Genomic DNA, 17,298 nt, shown 5'->3' with positions numbered 1-17,298 from the left:
AAGGGAGAGCGGCTTTTTTTACCTCATTATTAACGGAACGAAGTCACAAAGCTGCTGAACAGCGTCCGCACATCATATTGATATTGCTTGATCGGCTCAACCGGAAGGCCAATGTCAAACAGCGTGTATACGGCGATCCGGGCCGCTCTTACGGAATATTCTTCAGTGAAGACGACATCGTCCGGGATTTCGCAATATTGGCTGATAAAAGCCAGATTGGTGGAGCCTGCCGGCACGACCTTCGGTCTGTCGCTGTTCAGTCTTGGCATGAACTGGGAGGTGATGTACGGCATCATACAAGGGATACAGTTGGCGGTCGCCATGATCTCTTCCTTATGTTCTTCAAAATGAAGGTGTCCGATCAGCTCCTGCATGATTTCTTCCCCGGTACAGTCGCACATTCTCTTCTTCACGAAATCGCCGACCTTGTCGGGATACAGCCCGTAACCCCAGAAGACTCTGACATGCTCCGGCTGGTTGCGGAAATGCGGCTGGAAGGCCAGCACAACGGACATGAACCAGCTTGAATCCTTAAAGGTTACAAGAGCGCCTGTACCGGCACGGTTGCGTGTGAATTTTTCCATCAGGTCAAAGAATTTCGAATCCTGGAAAGTAACGGTGAACGATTCCCATTTGGATTCATCCACATGATCGTCGAACGAGGAGGGATTGCCGAGACCCGGTTTTTTGGCGGCAATGTTCTCCCACAGCTTCCATGAGCTGCCTTTGCCGTTCAGATGCGGAGCGGTTGTCATGGAGCCAAGGCTGGAGCCTTCGGTCATGGAGCCGTTCGTAACGATAACGCGGTCTTCTTCGCCAATTTCAATGACATCTGGAACCCCTTGACGCAGCACATGCATCTTTGTAACAGTAATGCCGTCGCCGTCCTTGAAGTCCAGATCGGTGACGGTGCATTTCAAGGTGAAATCTACGCCGAATGGCTCCAGATACTTATGCAGCGGCAGAATAATCGAGTCGTATTGGTTAAATGGTGTGCGCGTTACACCCTCAAGCGTCTGGATTCGCGGGAATTCATGCATGAAGCGGAGCATGTATCTTTTGAATTCAACTGCGCTATGCCAAGGCTGGAAGGCAAAGGTCGTTGCCCACATGTACCAGAAACTGGTCTGAAAAAAATGCGGGCCGAACCAGTCATTGATCCGCGCTTTGCCCATAGCTTCTTCAGGTGTGATGATCAGTTTGCCCATCGCCAGACGGTCCGCCATATCGAAGCCCATCGACAGCACATCTTCGACTTCGCCATTGCGGTTGATCAGGCGGGCATTGGAATGTGTGGGATTGGCGTTGTCGAATTCTGTAATTTCTTCCCGCACAGTTTTCCCCGGATGGTCGATAGAAGGGATAGTGCCGAGAAGCTCCCATAAATTCTCATAGGTTTCGTCGTTCAGCATCCGTCCGCCGCGGATGATATAGCCGTGCTCGCTGCTGCCTGCGCCGTCGTTGCTGCCGCCGAGAATTTTCATCTCTTCAATAATGTGAATGTTCTGTCCGGGAAAGTCACAGTCTCTGACGAGGTATGCCGCTCCCGCAAGGGATGCAATTCCGCCGCCGACAAAATATACCTGGCTGTTACCGTACTCTTTTTTCACAACTGTCGCCTCCATAGGGTTGATGATTACTGTTGCTGTCCCTAATGTAATCCAAGGCTTGCGCAGAAGGTATGATCAAAAGTCCGGGAATGTAAGAAAATTGGTCACTTGAGGCAATGTGTATGGTTTTATGACAAGGTTTGTGGAAATAAACCTGTGACAGATGAATAGAAAAAAAGCTGCGCAATCCGTAGATCACGACAGCTTGTCCTCGTATTTATGCAGCGCTTTCGCAAAATTTCCTTCAATCAGCACATTGAGCTGTTCGATGATATGCTTGGGCTGCTCCTTCATTCCGTTCCGCATCCACTGGATTACAAGTCCGGTAAAAGCCAGCGTATAGAAATTGGCGATAAACCGCTTGTCCTCGGAGCTCACCTCCATGCCGGACGCAAGCTCTTGAATAACCCCCATAATGAGCTCATTGGTGACTTCGTAAAGGTAGGCATCGAGATGGGTCCGCCCAAGCGAGTTCAGCGTGTTATAGCAAAAGGCTTTATTGGACTCAATGTAGCAGAAGATCCTGTAAAAGCCATCCGTCCACGTGCTGTAGCTGCGGTACTGGGCAACGCTCTCTACGGCTTCGGTCCGGTAAATCCAGCCCAGCAGGTCAAAAATATCCTGAAAATGATAATAAAACGTCTGCCGGTTCAGCCCGCAATCATCCACCAGATGCTTGACGGAGATTTTGTTCAGCGGGGTATGCTCCATCAGAGATTTTAGCGAATGGGCAAGGGCTTTTTTGGTCAGAAAGGAATTGGACATAGGCGATCACCTCAACATGTAATCCTGGGTATGACGTAACGACGTACCTGGTCTGTCGCGGGAATGCTAACCTTGCTTACGCTGGTGTCTGATCAGCAGATAGATGCCCTCAGCAATTAGACCGGCCGCAAAACCACCTACCGTGAATATTGCAAAAGAGAGAAAGCCCGCCAGATCCTCCCAGCCCGACATATCCCGGTAGGTGTAGGTGAACATAAGAATCAGCCCGATAAGGAGGCCTGCCGTGGTAATTAGCCATACGAGCTTTGCACCGAACCAGCCGAAGCCGTTCACAATGACGGAGACCGCCAGGGCAAGTACAGCAAATCGCACCATAATCGAAAGGCTGAACTCATTATCCAGCAGAACGAACCGGTCCAGCACGAGCAGCAGCCACAGAATCAATGCGTAAAGAAGAATCCAGGCAGTCCAGCGCTTGCTTTTGGCTGATGGCAGGAAGCTCATGATCCATTCACCCCGATTTAGGTTATATTTCCTCCAGCTCCTCGGCACTCTGGAGCAGAAAGTTCAGAAGGTTCGGAATATCCTCCATTTGCTCTTCGTTAATTTGTCTTTTGAACCGCAGCTCGATGCAGTTATTATACGTGTCTGTCTCCTGGCCATACAGAAAGCTCAGCGATTGCACCGGCAGCAGCTCCGGTCCCCAGATTGCGGCGAGAATGTGCTCAATGGCCGGACACTGCACCTCAGCATCTTCAACCTCCATATAAAAGCGCAGCAGGAGATTACAGCCGGGGTCACTGTCCGGAGTCTCCAGTATTTCGTCGCTCAGCTCTTTTACCGAAGACAGCAGAATTACCTCGGAAGTCACATTTCTGCCGTGAACCCGTTTGAAGGACAAGCTGAATTCACGGGACATCAGCGCAAGGTCGAGCTTATCGGAACGGTCCGTCACAACAAGGATTCCATCCAGATTATCGTAGTCGTAGATTTGGTTCTCAAAAGCAATTTTAATGTTGTCAAAGACAGTAGGATGGAACACAAAGAGTCACCTTCTTGAGTTTCTCTTTATTGTATCATGACGCGAAATGGAGTGAAAATGTTGCTGTCTGCCGCTGCCCCGCGCACTTATTCGTGCGCAAAAAAAGGTACCTATCCAGTTGGCTGAAAGGTACCCCTAGTTGTGTCGCACCAGGTGCTGTTGCCTGCTGCAACAGGAGGTCTATAACTGCACTTTGTACACTTATTTCGGCCTTCCTGCCACCTAGCTGACCTTTAGTTGTGCTTCATGCAGTTATATTTGTGTGAAACGGCGTATGCGGCGAAAAACCCAAATGATAGCTGCAGGAATGCAATTATCTTATCTGTACGGCGGAAAAAAGCGATTTTAACTGTACGAAATACATTTATCCTCTTGTCCCAGCTTATTCCATCACCTTGAACATGCCGGTCATGCCCGGGGCATCATTCTGGAAGCCGTAGCGCTCATAGAAGGTATCGTTGCCATGAGAGGCGAACAGACCAACGAATGCGCCCGGATAGCAATGGTTCCGGATATCTTCGAGCAATTGCCCGATGATACGATTGCGTAGCCCCTGGCCCTGATATTCCGGCAGAACCGCGACATCCTGAACGTAGAAATCCATGCTCCCGTCTCCGACGTGAATCGGCCTCCTTTTCGCGGGATGGTCTATAATCAATAGTGTCAGTTGGTCGGCGCAGGTGCGGTGTATTTCAGAAAGGTCTTAGGAATGGCACTCTCGAAGCTCAGCAGTTCCCCGGTGGTCGGATGAATGAAAGAGAGCACACGGGCATGCAGGCCCAGCCGGCCTACTGCTTTTGTCTCTGCGCCATACTTCTTGTCGCCGGCAATCGGATGTCCGATGTCTGCCATGTGCACACGGATTTGATTTTTGCGGCCGGTTTCCAGTTGTACCTCAAGCAAAGAGAAATGGCGGTTAGCCTGAATCAGCTTATAATGGGTTACGGCGTGCAGTCCGTCCCCTTCATGGGGGCTGGAATACATCTTGAGTGTCGAGGTTTCCTTCAGCCAGGAGCTGATTGTGCCTTCGGATTTGCGGACTGCGCCTTCCACGAGAGCCACGTAGGTGCGTTCCTTAACAGTGTCTTTCCATGAATTTTGCAGCTTCTGCTGAATCTGTTCGCTCTTGGCGAACATCATCAGGCCGGATGTGTCACGGTCCAAACGATGCACTACAAAAACGCGGCTCTTCGGATTGCTCAGGCGGACATGCTCCATAAGCTGGCGGTAGGCTGTCAGCTCATTGTCTTCCCCTGTGGCGATGGATAATAATCCGGCATCCTTCTGAATAACGATCAGGTCATCATCCTCATGTACGATGGTCAGTCCAATCATTTCTTTGGCAAGGACCGGCTTCTCTTGGTCAATGGTTACGGTCTGCCCGGGCTGGAGCGGGAAATCATGCCGGGTCACCACTTTGCCGTTCACGGATACCTGTCCCCGGGAGAGGATGGATTTGACCGCATTGCGGCCCCGGCTTGTGAGCGTCTTCAGCAAAAAAGCCAGCAGCTCGGCGGGTTCAGCCACCGTATAGGTTTTGACAGGTGCCGGTGTCTTGGCGGATGTTCCTGGTTTGCCGGGTCTATGATTAGGTTTTCTTGTTCCTGATTTAGGCTGCGCTGCGGAGGCTATTCCGGGCTTTGCGCCCCGTTTGGTGCCCTCTTTGGGATTTCGTCTTGTGTTCATGGAAGCATTCTCCGTCCTTTAATAATGTACTCCTCAATATACCATGAGTGGTGAAGAAATACTACGGAGGCTAACGCGGGGAAAGCCGGGAGAGGACTATACATAAAAAGCATTAGCCGGGGCCGTTTCATCAGGGAGATCACCATAAAGTGTTGCTTCGGGCGGCGGTTTTTATGTAAGCTAAAGATAGAAAGTTTTTAAGGAGTTTTGATAGAGATGAAGATGCAAGTACCTACTATGGAACAGGCGCAGGCTGAACTGCAAAAATATTATGGTTATCCCGACTTCCGGGAGGGCCAGAAGAAAATAGTGATGAATTTGCTGGAGGGCCGCGATACGCTGGGCATTATGCCGACCGGAGGCGGGAAGTCCATCTGCTATCAGGTTCCGGCCCTGCTGCTGCCGGGGCTTACGCTGGTCATTTCACCGTTGATTTCCCTGATGAAGGACCAGGTGGATGCGCTGACTACGGCCGGAATTCCCGCTGCCTATATCAACAGCACATTAAGCGGAAAAGAAGTCAATGAGCGGATTCGGGCGGCGCGTCGGGGCGAGCTGAAGCTGCTGTATGTAGCGCCGGAGCGGCTGGAGCTGGACTGGTTCCGCCTGGAAATGGCAGGTCTGTCCATCTCCTGCGTCGCTGTGGATGAAGCGCACTGCGTCTCCCAGTGGGGACATGATTTCCGCACCAGCTATCTGGCGGTGTCGCCCTTTGTGGAGGAGCTGCCGGAGCGGCCGATACTCGCCGCCTTTACCGCAACGGCTACGCCGGAGGTTATGGAGGATATGGTCCGGCTGCTGCGGCTCCGCCAGCCCGGCGTCTTCGTGACCGGCCTGGGCCGGGATAATCTGGCCATGTCGGTGCTGCGCGGCGAGAACAAACGCGAGTTCGTTATGGACTACACGGCGCAGCATTCCCATGAGCCGGGGATTGTCTATGCCGCCACCCGCAAGGATGTCGATGATCTGTTCAGCCGTCTGCAGGCTGCGGGAATTGCCGCCGGCCGCTATCATGCGGGGATGAATGACCAGGAGCGGGCAGAGAGCCAGGAGGGCTTCCTCTACGACGATATCCGTGTAATGGTAGCGACGAACGCCTTCGGGATGGGGATCGACAAGTCGAACGTGCGGTATGTGATCCATTACAATATGCCGAAAAATATGGAGGCTTACGTTCAGGAGGCGGGCCGTGCCGGACGGGACGGCGAGCCAAGCCAGTGTATCCTGCTCTTCAGCGCGCAGGATATTATGACGCAGAAGTTCCTGATCGAGCAGAATCCGCAGGATACGGACCGCAAAGCCAATGATTACCGCAAGCTTCAGCAAATGATAGATTACTGCTATACCACCCGTTGTCTGCGCAGCGCACAGCTTGATTATTTCGGCGAGGAGCATGGAGACAAGCCATGCGGCATTTGCAGCTCCTGTACGGATGAACGCGAGCTGGTGGATATGACGGTGGATGCCCAGAAGATCTTCTCCTGCATACACCGCATGCGTGAACGCTATGGAGTGGCGCTGGTATCTTCAGTGCTGAAAGGCTCACGCAACCAGAAGGTGCTTCAGTACGGCTTCGAGAAGCTGCCCACGCATGGGGCGATGTCCAGCCGCACCGAGAAGGAGATCACCGAGAGCATCAATGTGCTGATCTCGGAGGGGTATCTGGCCTTGTCGGAAGGCCAGTATCCCGTGGTGCGGCTCCAGCCGCTGGCGGCCGAGGTGCTGCGCGGCCAGCGCCAGGTGCAGCAGCGCGTGTCGCGCCAGCGCAGCACCGGAGGCGGCTACAGCGGCCGGGACCGCAGCCGCGCGCGCGACCTATCGCCGTCGGCGGTCAACGAGACGGTGTTCGAGCAGCTTCGCCTGATCCGCCGCGAGCTGGCGGGGCGCGAGCATGTGCCGTCCTATATTATTTTCAATGATGCCACGCTGCGCGAGATGAGTGTGGTTTGCCCGCAGACTGAAGCGGAAATGCTGAGAGTCAAAGGGGTTGGCGAATTGAAGTACAAGAAATACGGCAAGGAATTTTTGGAGTTTTTTCAAAATGAAATGTAAAGAAGGTTAGTAGGCATGAAGATCATCCTCGCCACCTTAAATGCCAAATATATTCACACCTCGCTGGCGATCCGTCTCTTGAAGGCGTACAGTGAACACGAGTTTCAGGACATTCATTTGGCAGAATACACCATCAAAGATCCTGTGATGAATATCGTGTCCGACCTGTTCCAGAAGAAACCGGATGTGATCGGCTTCTCCTGCTACATATGGAACATTGAAGAGACTGTCAAGCTGGTCGGGATTCTCAAGCAGGTGATGCCTGAGGTTACGATTGTGCTCGGCGGGCCGGAGGTATCTTATGAGCCGCTGTATTGGATGAGACGGGAGGCGGGCATTGATTTTGTAGTGAATGGCGACGGGGAAGAGACCTTTCACCATTTGCTGCAGGAGCTGCGGGATGAGCGCAAGTTCCATTTCGTCTACGGGGCCGCTTACCGCAAGGGCGAGGAATTGATTGTCAATCCTCCGCGCCCCAAAAGCGATCTGAACACCCTGCCCACGCCGCACCGTTTCCCGGACGACCTGCCGGATCTCGGCAAGCGGATCGTGTATTTCGAGACCAGCCGGGGCTGTCCGTTCAACTGCCAGTTCTGCCTGTCCAGCATCGAGGTGGGCGTACGTTATTACGATATTGAGCGCGTGAAATCCGATTTGCTCTATCTCATTGAAAATGGTGCCAAGGTCATCAAATTTCTTGACCGTACCTTCAACATCAACCGTAATTATGCGATGGAGATGTTCCAGTTCCTGATCGACAACCATCAGGGCTGTGTCTTCCAGTTCGAGATCACGGCGGATATTATGCGTCCCGAGGTGCTTGATTTTCTGGCTGAGAACGCGCCGCCGGGCATCTTCCGCTTTGAAATAGGCGTGCAATCGACCAATGATGAGACGAACGAGCTGGTCAAACGCCGCCAGAACTTCACCAAGCTGTCCCGCACCGTTATGAAAATCAAGGCCAGCGGCAACATCGACCAGCATCTCGATCTGATTGCCGGGCTGCCGCAGGAGGATTACACGACCTTCCGCAAAACCTTCAACGATGTGTTTGCGATGGAGCCGGAAGAGCTGCAGCTCGGCTTTCTCAAAATGCTGCGCGGCACCGGCCTGCGTGCCCAGGCGGCCAAATATGACTACACATATATGGAGCACGCTCCCTACGAGATTTTGAGCAGCCACGTCATGCCATTCTCCGACATTATCCGCCTCAAGCGACTGGAGGATGTACTGGAGAAATACTGGAACAGCCACCGGCTGGATCATTCGGTGAAATACCTCATCCGCCATGTGTTCAAATCGCCGTTCGATTTCTTTCAGGAATTCGGCGATTACTGGGAAGAGCAGGGCTGGCAGAAGATTGGCCATCAGCTCGAGGATTTATTCACCCGGCTGCATGTTTTCCTTACGGACCGCGGAACGGGTTCCATGGATATCGTCACCGGACTGATGAAGCTGGACTACTTCCTGGGCCACAAGTACAAGCCGCGCAAGATCTGGTGGGATATTACGCTGGATAAGTCTGACTGGGCAAAATATATGAAGGAAATCACCGGTCATCCCGAGCGCCTCTCAACCAAGCTGGCGGAGGCTGGACTCAGCGAGCGGGAGCTGCAAAAGTTCACCGTGCTTGAGGTGCTGCCGTTCCAACTGGAGCCGGTGCTGGAGTCCATCAGCGGACTGCGTTTTGATCCGGCGGCAGTGGAGGCTGAAGCGGCCTTAAGCGCCGCGACGGCTGCTTCGGAACGCACGGGTCACACTGCTGAAGCTGCAATCGTAAAAGCCGGCGGCAGTGGAGCGGGCCTTAGTGTACCGGCCAGCCGGGAATCACATCCGGCACGGCCGGCGGACAGTGCTTCCACTGCGGTGGCTGAAGCTCTGCCGAATGCAGGCGAAAGCACACTGCTGATCGTAATGTACCAGCAGGATGAGAGCCAGCGGGCGCAGTATTACACGCTGCCCTTATAGTCAGGCTGGTTGTATGCTGACAGAGAGGAGAGATACAGCATGAATACGGATGTGCGGATCTCATTGTATTTGTATGAGGAGAAGTACAAAGAAGACCTGCTTGCCTTTGAGCTTCCCCCGGAGCAGGAGCAATTTACCGGACTGCCGGGGGAGACTCTGGCTGAAGCATTAACCAATCCCGGCAAGGCTGCGGTTGTCATTGTACAGGGAGAACGGGCGGTAGGTTTTTTTATTCTGCACCGCGGCGAGGAGATTGCTGACTTCTATAGTAATTATTCCGGGGCAATCCTGCTGCGTGCGTTCCTGATCAACTACGCCAGCCAGGGTCAAGGGATTGCCAAGGCCGCGATAGCACTGCTGCCGGACTTCCTGCGGACTCATTTTCCTGCGATGCAGGAGATCGTTCTTGCAGTTAATGAAAGAAATGCCGCTGCCGGAAACCTCTATTCCCGGGCCGGGTTCCGCGATAAGGGGCTTCGCCGCAGCGGACACAAGGGCACGCAGAAGGTGCTGCAATATGCTTTAGACGAAGCCTTCATGGAGACTGGTCTGTGACCCGCAGTGACGAAGCCCTGCGGGATCGGCTAATCGGGATCTTCCACGGCAGCCCGCTGCTGATGGATGTAATCAGGCGGGCGCAGAGCTTAGGAAACTGCCCGTATTATGTTGGGGCGGGGTTTCTGGTGCAGACAGTATGGAACCAGCTTACGGGCCGTGCGCAGGATTATGGGATCAGTGACATAGACGTCGTCTATTATGACGCAGATGATTTGAGCTATGCTGCAGAGGATGCGATGATTGCTAAGGGCCGGGAGCTTTTTAGCGGGCTGACGATTCCGGTGGACCTGAAAAACCAGGCCCGGGTGCACCTGTGGTACGGGGATAAGTTCGGCATAGAGCTTCAGCCTTATGTATCGCTTGAGGCGGCAATTGACAGTTGGCCGACTACAGTGACTTCGCTTGGGGCCAGACTCACTGCTGACGGCGAATGGCAAATTTATACTCCCTTTGGCCTGCAGGATTTATTTGACCTGACCTTGAGGCCTAATAAGGCGCTGATCAGTGAGGAGATTTACATAGCCAAGACGCAGAAATGGCTGAGCAAATGGCCGGAGCTGACGGTTGTTCCTTGGTCGTGAATGTAATAAAATGGATTATGACTCAATAAAATAAAAAAGGAGCTGTGTCTGTAGCACCGCTCCTGCGTACAACCACTGCTGAAGAGCAGCGGGTCGTCCCATCCAGTGTAGTTGGAGTAGACCGTTACCTTGCCGGGGCGGTCTATTTCTTTTTAATATAGCCCAGCAGTGCGAGTATGAACATTCCAAATACGAACATCAGTGAAAGAGCATCTTTTACCTCCATGACCGTCACCTCCTCCAAGGGAGAGACCGGCAGCTCAAGAGCAGTGCTGTACAAGAAAATCATAACATATTAATTCTGTTAAAAAATGGAGCATTAGTAGATTTGTAGCGGAAAAAAACAAAGACAGGCATCCGTCATATTCCGGAGTGCCTGTCTTTGCGTTTGATCTAATGAACGGTGGGCTGCAGCAGCAGTGATTCGGCGGGAAGATGGCGGACAAGCCAATCCAGCACATCGGCTGTAACCTGAGCGCGGTTCACCTCGTTAAGCATTTCATGTCTACCCTCGGGGTACAGCCTGTATTCCATATCCGCGATTCCCCGCTCCCGGTAGATCCGGGCCAGGCGCAGAACGCCTTGGCCGTTCATTCCAACGGGGTCCTTTGCTCCCGCGAACAAATATACAGGCTTAGCCGTGCATACTGTAAGCAGCGTTTCGGCGGAATGGATATCCCGCAGCAGCCGGAAGAAATCACGGAAGAAGCGGGTGGTGCAGATCGCTCCGCAAAAAGGATCGGCAATGAAGCGGTCCACCTCCTCCGGGTCGCTGCTCAGCCAGTCAAAGGCTGTTCTTATTGGAGAGAAGGAACGGTTATTAGGGCCGAATACAATACCGTTCAGCAGGACACTGCGATGGCGTACGCCCTGCAGCTTGTATTGCATCCCTGCCAGCGTTTCTGCCAGTCTCAGCAAGCTGCGCGGTCCATTCGTGCCGCTGAGGATAAAGCCGGCGTACTCTTCATGGCCCTCCTCGCACATCAGCTTCTGAGCCAGAAAAGATCCCATGCTGTGGGCAAGAAGAAAAATCGGCAGACCCTCATGCCGGGAACGGGCAATACCGCCGAGCTGGAGCAGATTGCGCCTCATCCAGTAGAAGCCGTCCTCGCCGGTGTCCCCCAGCAAATCTACCCTGCCTGCCGTTTGGCCGTGGCCCCGGTGGTCATTGGCATACACGGCATAACCCGCGCCGGTAAGCGCCGCCGCAAAACGGGCATATCGGGCAGCCGTCTCACACATGCCATGGGCAATCTGGACAATTCCCCGTACCGTAGCCTCCGGCTCCGGCAGCCATTCATAGACATGAATCGGGACCCCGAGGGGATCGGTCATCTTGAAGCTGTTTTCCCTCATACCGTTCCTCCTAAAAGTTTTGTAAGGAATACTTCTTGGAGATACTGCGTACAAAACTTACTTCGAAAGCATCTGCTTAGTTTTGTAAGGAATACTTCTTGGAGATACTGCGCACAAAACTTGCTTCGAAAGCATACGCGTCACTACTCATTAATTCTATGCCTGCCCCGGCCTGGCTTATGGCAAATACGAGCGTAGTACTGTGGAATGCCCTTCGATTCCGTAGGCTCCCAGGGTGGACGGGAGCAGGTAGCATTCTCCGGCGGAATAAGGCTGGGAGCCGCCTGCCCAGGTCAGATGCCCGCTGCCTTCGCAGACCACGAGAATCGTGAAGCTGTCCGGAGTGGTGGACAAGCTCCATTCTCCGTTCACAACGCCTTTTTCGACAATAAAATAAGGCGAGGCGGCAATTTGCAGCCATTCCCCGGCCACCGCGCCATCGGTTTTCATGGAAGTGGCACCAGCGCCTTCATAGGCGGTTACGTTCAATGAATCTTCGATATGAAGCTCACGCGGCTTGCCGTCCAGACCCGGGCGGTCGTAGTCGTAAATGCGGTATGTAGTGTCGGAGTTCTGCTGAATTTCCGCTACAACCACTCCGGCGCAGAGTGCGTGCACAGTTCCGGCAGGGATATAGAAGGCGTCGCCTGCGGAGACCGTAATTTCCTGCATGCTGTCCATGACCTTTCCGCTGTCCAGCGCTTCGCGCAGGCTTTCGCGGGTCACACCGTCTTTCAGACCGTAGATGATTTTGGCGCCCGGTTTGGCGTCCAGCACATACCACATCTCTGTTTTGCCCAGTTCGCCCTTTGGCAATCCTTCGTAGTCATCTGTAGGGTGCACCTGAACGGACAGATTGTCATTGCAATCGAGCAGCTTGATCAGCAGCGGGAATCTTCCGCCGTCCTTGGGACTGCCCTTGGTGCCGAACCATTCATGCCCGAATTGCTCGCGGATCTGATCCAGTCCTTGTCCGGCCAGCTCGCCGTTCAGCACCGAAGACGTGCCGTTCGGATGATCGGCAATCATCCAGCCTTCCCCGATATGGCCTTCAGGCAGCTCCAGACCGAATTTCTCCAACGCCCGGCCTCCCCAGACACGCTCTTTGAACTCCGGTTGAAATTTTAGAGGATATGGCTTAGTCATCATTGCATCTTCCTTCCCAAATATAAATAATTTGTCGTTCAGTTTACTTGCTGCGTGTCGATTCGAAGAATTCCAGCTTTTCTCCGTCCGGCCCGTCAAAAAAGAAAAAGCGGCTGCCGTTCCCCAGCGTGGAGATTGCAGTCAGGCCGGGGAGGGCCAGCCCGGCAATCCGTCTGTGCTCGTCCTCGATGTCTTTTACCGTGAAGGCCACATGACTGACTCTTCCCTCCTGGGGCAGCCCCTCGAACACCTTTTCAATCAGCTCAATTTCAACACTGGTCTGACCGGGGAAGCTGAGAAAAGCAAGCCGCAGTCCGTCTCCGGGCTGGCCCACAATATCCTGCAGCGTGAGACCGATGACCTCCTGGTAAAAGCTCAGTGAACGCTCCAGCTTGTCCACCTTAATGCCAATGTGCTCCACTTTGCTTACTGTCATTAAAGGTCAGCTCCTTTTTTCTTCTCCACCGCGATTACATAGGGAGCTGTGCTCCGCTGAAGCTGGCGGTACACAATGCTCTGGGCCTTCCCGGACGGCAGCTCCGCGGCCCAGGCCATGACGGCGGCGGCTTCGCGGTCTCCGCCGTCATGGCCGGGATAGAGCACCGCCGTGATGATCCCGCCGGGGCGCAGCAGCGCAAGCGCCGCCTCCAGCGCGGCCAGCGTGCCCTCCGGCTCGGTGATGATGGTCTTGTCGGCATCGCCCGCGGGCAGATAGCCGAGATTGAACATCACCGCCGAGACCGTTCCGCACCAGTCCTGCGGAACGGTTTCCGCCATTGCTGCATGGCTGTGCAGCAGCAGCGTCACGGGAGACAGCGCCGCAGGCGCCTCCTCCCGGGCCAGCCGCAGGCGCTCTTCGGCAAGACTCAGCGCCGCAGGCTGAATGTCAAAGCCGTACACCCCGCCGCGCGGCCCGGCCGCCTTGGCGAGGAACAGGGTGTCCGCACCGGTGCCCACGGTGGCGTCAATGGCGCGGCCGCCTTGCTGCAGGCGCTCGGCGGTCAATTTATGGGCAAAGCTAAGGACCGACATGAAGCCCATTAGCGCTTCCTCCAGTATTTACCCTGCCAGGTGTCCCGGTTAACCAGCTCATCGTCAATAGCGTTCAGCACTTCCCATTTCTTGAGGCTCCACATCGGCCCGACCAGCAGGTCGCGCGGCGCATCGCCGGTCAGCCGGTGCACAATCATCTCCGGCGGCAAAATTTCCAGCGAATCGGCAATCAGCTTCACATACTCGTCCTGCTCCAAAAAACGCAGCAGTCCGGCATCGTACTGCTTGACCATCGGCGTTTTGCGCATCAGGTGCAGCAGGTGGATCTTAATGCCCTGCACATCCATATTGGCAACGGCGGACACTGTCTCCAGCATCATTTCATGGGTTTCCTGCGGAAGCCCGTGAATAATGTGGGTGCAGACCCGGATGCCGTGGCGCCGCAGCTTCTGGACAGCGTCGATATAACACGCCGTATCATGAGCCCGGTTGATCAGCTCCGAAGTGGATTCGTGTACGGTCTGCAGGCCCATCTCCACCCAGAGATACGTACGCTGGTTCAGCTCTGCGAGATATTCGACCACATCATCCGGCAGGCAGTCGGGGCGGGTAGCGATGGACAGGCCGACGACACCCGGCTGCTCCAGAATTACCTCATAATATTCTCTCAGCTCCTGGACCGGAGCGTACGTATTGGTGTAGGCCTGGAAGTAACCGATGTACTTCGCGTTCGGCCATTTCAAATGCTGTCTGTCGCGCACGTTGCCAAACTGAGTGACCAGATCGTCGCGGCGGCTGCCCGCGAAATCACCGGAGCCTCTCGCGCTGCAGAAGGTGCAGCCTCCTTTAGCGATGGACCCGTCCCGGTTCGGGCAGGTAAAACCCGCATCCAGCATTACCTTGAACACCTTGGTGTCCATCTGCTCACGCATTTCGTAGTTCCAGGTATGAAAACGCTTATCCCCCCACAGCAGCGGGGAGGAGTTCTGTAGAAGGTTAGACATGGACTGCTCCTTTCTATTCAACCTTTCCATTGTATCAAAGATCGGCGGCGAACGTAACATTTCCACCCGGATTTCCCACCTGAAAATAGGCCTGAAATAGAACGGTTTCACCTTGCTAATGCTTACACATTATGTTATATTTGAAATGTAAAAAAGCCGCAGCAGCAACTATAATCTCTATTTCTTGAATTCATAATCTCATGTCGCAAGGTCAATAATTTAACCCAAGAGGTGATCATGATGAATTCTCAAACGGCTTATGCCGAAGGAAAAGGCTCCATTGATGTCCAGTTGACTCCCGACGAAGCACTGGCGCTGACAGGCGTGGAATTTAACGGCAACCCTAAGATCAAGACAGAAGCGCAGCGCAAGATCAGAAACGCATTCGAGAAGAAATTTGATTTTGACACTCCTGCACGGTAAGTTACGAACAGCCCTGACAAGTGGACCCCAATTCCAAATACAACAAAGAAGGAATTTTTCGCCGGCTGTTCTTCAGCCAGACGGAGAATTCCTTTTTCCATGAATATAGAGGTTGAATTCGTATTGAAAATCCTTTACTTTTGCGGACAAGTTCGGCACAATATTGCAAGTGACAGTTTGTATCAGAGAAAAGCGGAGGAGTACCTATGCGTTTACGCGGAAGAAAAGGAATACGTGAAAGTCTGGAGGAGCAGACCGACCTGGTCATTCTTGACCCTCGCAGCCTCAAGGGGCGGTGGTCTGAGCTTTTTGGCAACAATCATCCGATTCATGTTGAATTTGGAATGGGCAAGGGACAGTTTATCAGCCAAATGAGCTTTAAATATCCCGATATCAATTTTATCGGCGTTGATATGTATGATGAGCTGATCCGCCGTGCAGCGGAGAAGGCGAGAGCGGTCTGGGAGCCGGCGGGGCAGGATACGCCGCCCAATCTGAAGGTTGCGCTGGCCAATATTGACTACGCTGAGGAAGTTTTTGCACCTGGCGAGCTGGAGCGGATCTATCTGAATTTCAGCGATCCGTGGCCCAAGGCCAAGCATGCGCGAAGAAGACTGACTCACCCGCGGTTTCTCGACAAATACCGCGGGCTGCTCAGCCCGCTTGGCGAAATTCATCTGAAGACGGATTCCCGCAGTCTGTTTGAATTCTCGCTGAATGCTTTTGCCGACTACGGCCTGCAAATGAAGAACATCTCCCTGGATTTGCACCTGGACGGGATCATGAATGAAGAGCATGTCATGACAGAATACGAGACCAAATTTTTTGGCCGCGGCGTCAACATTCACCGCTGCGAGGCCATTGTTGGTGCACAGGCACTGGAGCGGTATCAGGCCTCACGCCTGGATAAATACCGCCTGTAGGCCAAATACATCAAAAGGCATTCCAAGGGCGGACAACCTGGATGCCTTTTGATGTTCTTACCAGCTTTGTTCAAGCATATCAATAATGCTCTGGGCGCTTTGCAGCGGATGGAACCGGGCAATTTCCTTGAGATGGCTTTTTCTCCTGGCCTGTACATCGTCATAGCTGTACAGCAGCCGTTCCATCCATTTGTCGATCACATCCAGTGACGCGATGGGTTCACCGAGTCCGGCTGCCGTAAAGTACCTGCAGTTCTCTTCTTCCTGTCCGGGCAGAGGATGGTGAAAGAGCATGGGGATTCCTTTGGCCAGCCCTTCGCTGCAGGTCATCCCGCCCGGCTTCGTGACGAGGAGATCGGAGATTTCCATCAGCTTGTCGATTTCACGCGTGAAACCGATCAGGGAAATGTTGGGGTGGCTGTAGCGCGGGTCCTCCTGCATCTGCCGCAGCAGCTTCTCATTTGTGCCAAGGCAAAATACAATCTGAACCTTCTCCCGCCAGCCGGCAAGAGCTTCGTTGACGACCTCATCGTTCATCATGCCCCAGCCGCCGCCCATGACCATGACGGTCGGCATGTCCTGCAGGCTGAAATGCTGCAGAATGCCCTCCTTGCCGGGGTGCTCCCAGAAGCTTGGATGCACAGGCATGCCGGTGACCTGAATTCTGGCTGCGGCAACACTCCGGCGGCGCAGCTTGGCCTTGACCTCCGGAGCAGAGACCAGATAACGGTCTACCTCCGGGCTGATCCAGGTGGCGTGGGCATCATAGTCCGTTATGACTGTAATGAGCGGCACCTTGAACGCCGGGTCCAGCCGTTTGAGACGGGAGACTACGGCGCTGGGAATGAAATGGGTGCAGACAATAATGTCCGGCTTTAGCTGCTTCACAATATTTTGTGTATGTGTATAAAATATGCGGTGCAGGGCAAGTGTGGTAAGACGATTAAATGATTTCTGGTGACGGTACACGTAACCCATGAGCCGGGGCTGGGAGGTTACCGTCTTGCGGTAAGCCGATACAATAAGCGGCGCCATCTTGGGATTCAGGAAGCTTCCAAGCTCCAGCACCTTCGTTTGTATATGGGGCGACAATTTGCGCAGGCTGCTCGACAGCGCATAAGCTGCCTGCGTATGCCCAGCGCCAAAACCTTCCGACAGCAAGAGTATTCTTTTTTTGAGCAATGTATATTCCACCTGTTTTCGCAATGATTTCGCTGGTCTTAATTGCAT

At 53.7% G+C, this 17,298-nt stretch carries 20 protein-coding genes; 7 read left to right on the top strand and 13 right to left on the bottom strand.

Features of this window, described 5'->3' with window-relative positions:
- Positions 1 to 29: 29 nt before the first annotated feature.
- The 6 genes from B212_RS0120215 to B212_RS0120190 all read right to left on the bottom strand — a co-directional run bounded on the left by B212_RS0120215 (position 30) and on the right by B212_RS0120190 (position 5,064).
- Entirely contained in the window at positions 30 to 1,610 is a 1,581-nt protein-coding gene (locus B212_RS0120215) for an oleate hydratase (RefSeq protein ID WP_019912855.1), read from the bottom strand.
- Between the two features lie 195 nt (positions 1,611 to 1,805).
- Positions 1,806 to 2,375, bottom strand: coding sequence for a dihydroxyacetone kinase transcriptional activator DhaS (gene dhaS / locus B212_RS0120210; protein ID WP_019912854.1), 570 nt, complete (start codon positions 2,373 to 2,375; stop codon positions 1,806 to 1,808).
- A gap of 66 nt (positions 2,376 to 2,441) precedes the next feature.
- Positions 2,442 to 2,840, bottom strand: a complete 399-nt coding sequence (locus B212_RS0120205; RefSeq protein ID WP_019912851.1) for a hypothetical protein — start codon at positions 2,838 to 2,840, stop codon at positions 2,442 to 2,444.
- Between the two features lie 22 nt (positions 2,841 to 2,862).
- On the bottom strand, positions 2,863 to 3,378 hold the full coding sequence (locus B212_RS0120200) for a hypothetical protein (RefSeq protein WP_019912850.1): 516 nt from the start codon (positions 3,376 to 3,378) through the stop codon (positions 2,863 to 2,865).
- A gap of 382 nt (positions 3,379 to 3,760) precedes the next feature.
- Positions 3,761 to 3,982 carry a GNAT family N-acetyltransferase gene (locus tag B212_RS31995; RefSeq protein WP_019912849.1) on the bottom strand — a complete coding sequence of 74 codons (222 nt, stop codon included), beginning with the start codon at positions 3,980 to 3,982 and terminating at the stop codon, positions 3,761 to 3,763.
- A gap of 59 nt (positions 3,983 to 4,041) precedes the next feature.
- Positions 4,042 to 5,064 (bottom strand): RluA family pseudouridine synthase, encoded by a 1,023-nt coding sequence (locus B212_RS0120190; RefSeq protein ID WP_019912848.1) that lies wholly within the window; start codon positions 5,062 to 5,064, stop codon positions 4,042 to 4,044.
- Between the two features lie 216 nt (positions 5,065 to 5,280).
- Here B212_RS0120190 and recQ point away from each other — a divergent pair, with 216 nt between their 5' ends.
- From recQ to B212_RS0120170, 4 genes are read left to right on the top strand one after another with little or no spacing between them, the layout of a single operon-like run.
- Complete coding sequence (recQ, locus tag B212_RS0120185; protein WP_019912847.1) at positions 5,281 to 7,116, top strand: DNA helicase RecQ; 1,836 nt, start codon at positions 5,281 to 5,283, stop codon at positions 7,114 to 7,116.
- Positions 7,117 to 7,131: 15 nt separating this feature from the next.
- Positions 7,132 to 9,084 carry a B12-binding domain-containing radical SAM protein gene (locus tag B212_RS0120180; RefSeq protein WP_019912846.1) on the top strand — a complete coding sequence of 651 codons (1,953 nt, stop codon included), beginning with the start codon at positions 7,132 to 7,134 and terminating at the stop codon, positions 9,082 to 9,084.
- Between the two features lie 39 nt (positions 9,085 to 9,123).
- On the top strand, positions 9,124 to 9,639 hold the full coding sequence (locus tag B212_RS0120175) for a GNAT family N-acetyltransferase (protein ID WP_019912845.1): 516 nt from the start codon (positions 9,124 to 9,126) through the stop codon (positions 9,637 to 9,639).
- The gene (locus tag B212_RS0120170; protein WP_019912844.1) at positions 9,636 to 10,223 is read left to right on the top strand and encodes a nucleotidyltransferase family protein; all 588 of its coding nucleotides are present in this window, start codon (positions 9,636 to 9,638) and stop codon (positions 10,221 to 10,223) included. The genes B212_RS0120175 and B212_RS0120170 overlap by 4 nt, the downstream gene beginning before the upstream one ends.
- Before the next feature lie 142 nt (positions 10,224 to 10,365).
- Here the strand turns inward: B212_RS0120170 and B212_RS35460 are convergent, their stop codons facing one another.
- Positions 10,366 to 10,422, bottom strand: a complete 57-nt coding sequence (locus tag B212_RS35460; protein WP_232231566.1) for a putative holin-like toxin — start codon at positions 10,420 to 10,422, stop codon at positions 10,366 to 10,368.
- Between B212_RS35460 and B212_RS35755 the strand changes: the two genes are divergently transcribed.
- On the top strand, positions 10,400 to 10,522 hold the full coding sequence (locus B212_RS35755; protein WP_269637036.1) for a hypothetical protein: 123 nt from the start codon (positions 10,400 to 10,402) through the stop codon (positions 10,520 to 10,522). The genes B212_RS35460 and B212_RS35755 overlap by 23 nt on opposite strands.
- A gap of 94 nt (positions 10,523 to 10,616) precedes the next feature.
- Here the strand turns inward: B212_RS35755 and B212_RS0120160 are convergent, their stop codons facing one another.
- The 5 genes from B212_RS0120160 to B212_RS0120140 form a co-directional block, all read right to left on the bottom strand.
- Complete coding sequence (locus tag B212_RS0120160) at positions 10,617 to 11,579, bottom strand: alpha/beta fold hydrolase (protein WP_019912842.1); 963 nt, start codon at positions 11,577 to 11,579, stop codon at positions 10,617 to 10,619.
- A gap of 177 nt (positions 11,580 to 11,756) precedes the next feature.
- Entirely contained in the window at positions 11,757 to 12,725 is a 969-nt protein-coding gene (locus tag B212_RS0120155; protein ID WP_019912841.1) for a type I phosphomannose isomerase catalytic subunit, read from the bottom strand.
- A 43-nt stretch (positions 12,726 to 12,768) separates the two neighbouring features.
- On the bottom strand, positions 12,769 to 13,161 hold the full coding sequence (locus tag B212_RS0120150; protein WP_019912840.1) for a VOC family protein: 393 nt from the start codon (positions 13,159 to 13,161) through the stop codon (positions 12,769 to 12,771).
- Positions 13,161 to 13,766, bottom strand: coding sequence for a tRNA (mnm(5)s(2)U34)-methyltransferase (locus tag B212_RS0120145; RefSeq protein ID WP_019912839.1), 606 nt, complete (start codon positions 13,764 to 13,766; stop codon positions 13,161 to 13,163). The genes B212_RS0120150 and B212_RS0120145 overlap by 1 nt, the downstream gene beginning before the upstream one ends.
- The gene (locus B212_RS0120140; RefSeq protein ID WP_019912838.1) at positions 13,766 to 14,722 is read right to left on the bottom strand and encodes a TIGR01212 family radical SAM protein; all 957 of its coding nucleotides are present in this window, start codon (positions 14,720 to 14,722) and stop codon (positions 13,766 to 13,768) included. The genes B212_RS0120145 and B212_RS0120140 overlap by 1 nt, the downstream gene beginning before the upstream one ends.
- 240 nt (positions 14,723 to 14,962) lie before the next feature.
- Here B212_RS0120140 and B212_RS0120130 point away from each other — a divergent pair, with 240 nt between their 5' ends.
- Both B212_RS0120130 and trmB read left to right on the top strand, forming a co-directional pair.
- Positions 14,963 to 15,145 (top strand): hypothetical protein, encoded by a 183-nt coding sequence (locus B212_RS0120130; protein WP_019912836.1) that lies wholly within the window; start codon positions 14,963 to 14,965, stop codon positions 15,143 to 15,145.
- 206 nt (positions 15,146 to 15,351) lie between these two features.
- Positions 15,352 to 16,068, top strand: a complete 717-nt coding sequence (gene trmB, locus B212_RS0120125; protein WP_019912835.1) for a tRNA (guanosine(46)-N7)-methyltransferase TrmB — start codon at positions 15,352 to 15,354, stop codon at positions 16,066 to 16,068.
- A 57-nt stretch (positions 16,069 to 16,125) separates the two neighbouring features.
- Here trmB and B212_RS0120120 read toward each other — a convergent pair whose 3' ends face one another.
- Positions 16,126 to 17,250 (bottom strand): UDP-N-acetylglucosamine--LPS N-acetylglucosamine transferase, encoded by a 1,125-nt coding sequence (locus tag B212_RS0120120; RefSeq protein ID WP_019912833.1) that lies wholly within the window; start codon positions 17,248 to 17,250, stop codon positions 16,126 to 16,128.
- Positions 17,251 to 17,298 lie beyond the last annotated feature (48 nt).

It is taken from the genome of Paenibacillus sp. HW567, assembly GCF_000374185.1.
Taxonomy (GTDB): domain Bacteria; phylum Bacillota; class Bacilli; order Paenibacillales; family Paenibacillaceae; genus Paenibacillus_AQ.
The sequence above is the reverse complement of the archived record's forward strand: the minus strand, read 5'-3'. Positions and strand labels throughout refer to the sequence as shown.

Coding starts and splice junctions, on each gene's coding strand:
- dhaS (WP_019912854.1), bottom strand. CDS start 2,375: ATGTCCAATTCCTTTCTGACCAAAAAAGCCCTTGCCCATTCGCTAAAA.
- B212_RS0120205 (WP_019912851.1), bottom strand. CDS start 2,840: ATGAGCTTCCTGCCATCAGCCAAAAGCAAGCGCTGGACTGCCTGGATT.
- B212_RS31995 (WP_019912849.1), bottom strand. CDS start 3,982: ATGGATTTCTACGTTCAGGATGTCGCGGTTCTGCCGGAATATCAGGGC.
- B212_RS0120190 (WP_019912848.1), bottom strand. CDS start 5,064: ATGAACACAAGACGAAATCCCAAAGAGGGCACCAAACGGGGCGCAAAG.
- recQ (WP_019912847.1), top strand. CDS start 5,281: ATGAAGATGCAAGTACCTACTATGGAACAGGCGCAGGCTGAACTGCAA.
- B212_RS0120180 (WP_019912846.1), top strand. CDS start 7,132: ATGAAGATCATCCTCGCCACCTTAAATGCCAAATATATTCACACCTCG.
- B212_RS0120175 (WP_019912845.1), top strand. CDS start 9,124: ATGAATACGGATGTGCGGATCTCATTGTATTTGTATGAGGAGAAGTAC.
- B212_RS35755 (WP_269637036.1), top strand. CDS start 10,400: ATGAACATTCCAAATACGAACATCAGTGAAAGAGCATCTTTTACCTCC.
- B212_RS0120160 (WP_019912842.1), bottom strand. CDS start 11,579: ATGAGGGAAAACAGCTTCAAGATGACCGATCCCCTCGGGGTCCCGATT.
- B212_RS0120155 (WP_019912841.1), bottom strand. CDS start 12,725: ATGACTAAGCCATATCCTCTAAAATTTCAACCGGAGTTCAAAGAGCGT.
- B212_RS0120150 (WP_019912840.1), bottom strand. CDS start 13,161: ATGACAGTAAGCAAAGTGGAGCACATTGGCATTAAGGTGGACAAGCTG.
- B212_RS0120145 (WP_019912839.1), bottom strand. CDS start 13,766: ATGGGCTTCATGTCGGTCCTTAGCTTTGCCCATAAATTGACCGCCGAG.
- B212_RS0120140 (WP_019912838.1), bottom strand. CDS start 14,722: ATGTCTAACCTTCTACAGAACTCCTCCCCGCTGCTGTGGGGGGATAAG.
- B212_RS0120130 (WP_019912836.1), top strand. CDS start 14,963: ATGAATTCTCAAACGGCTTATGCCGAAGGAAAAGGCTCCATTGATGTC.
- trmB (WP_019912835.1), top strand. CDS start 15,352: ATGCGTTTACGCGGAAGAAAAGGAATACGTGAAAGTCTGGAGGAGCAG.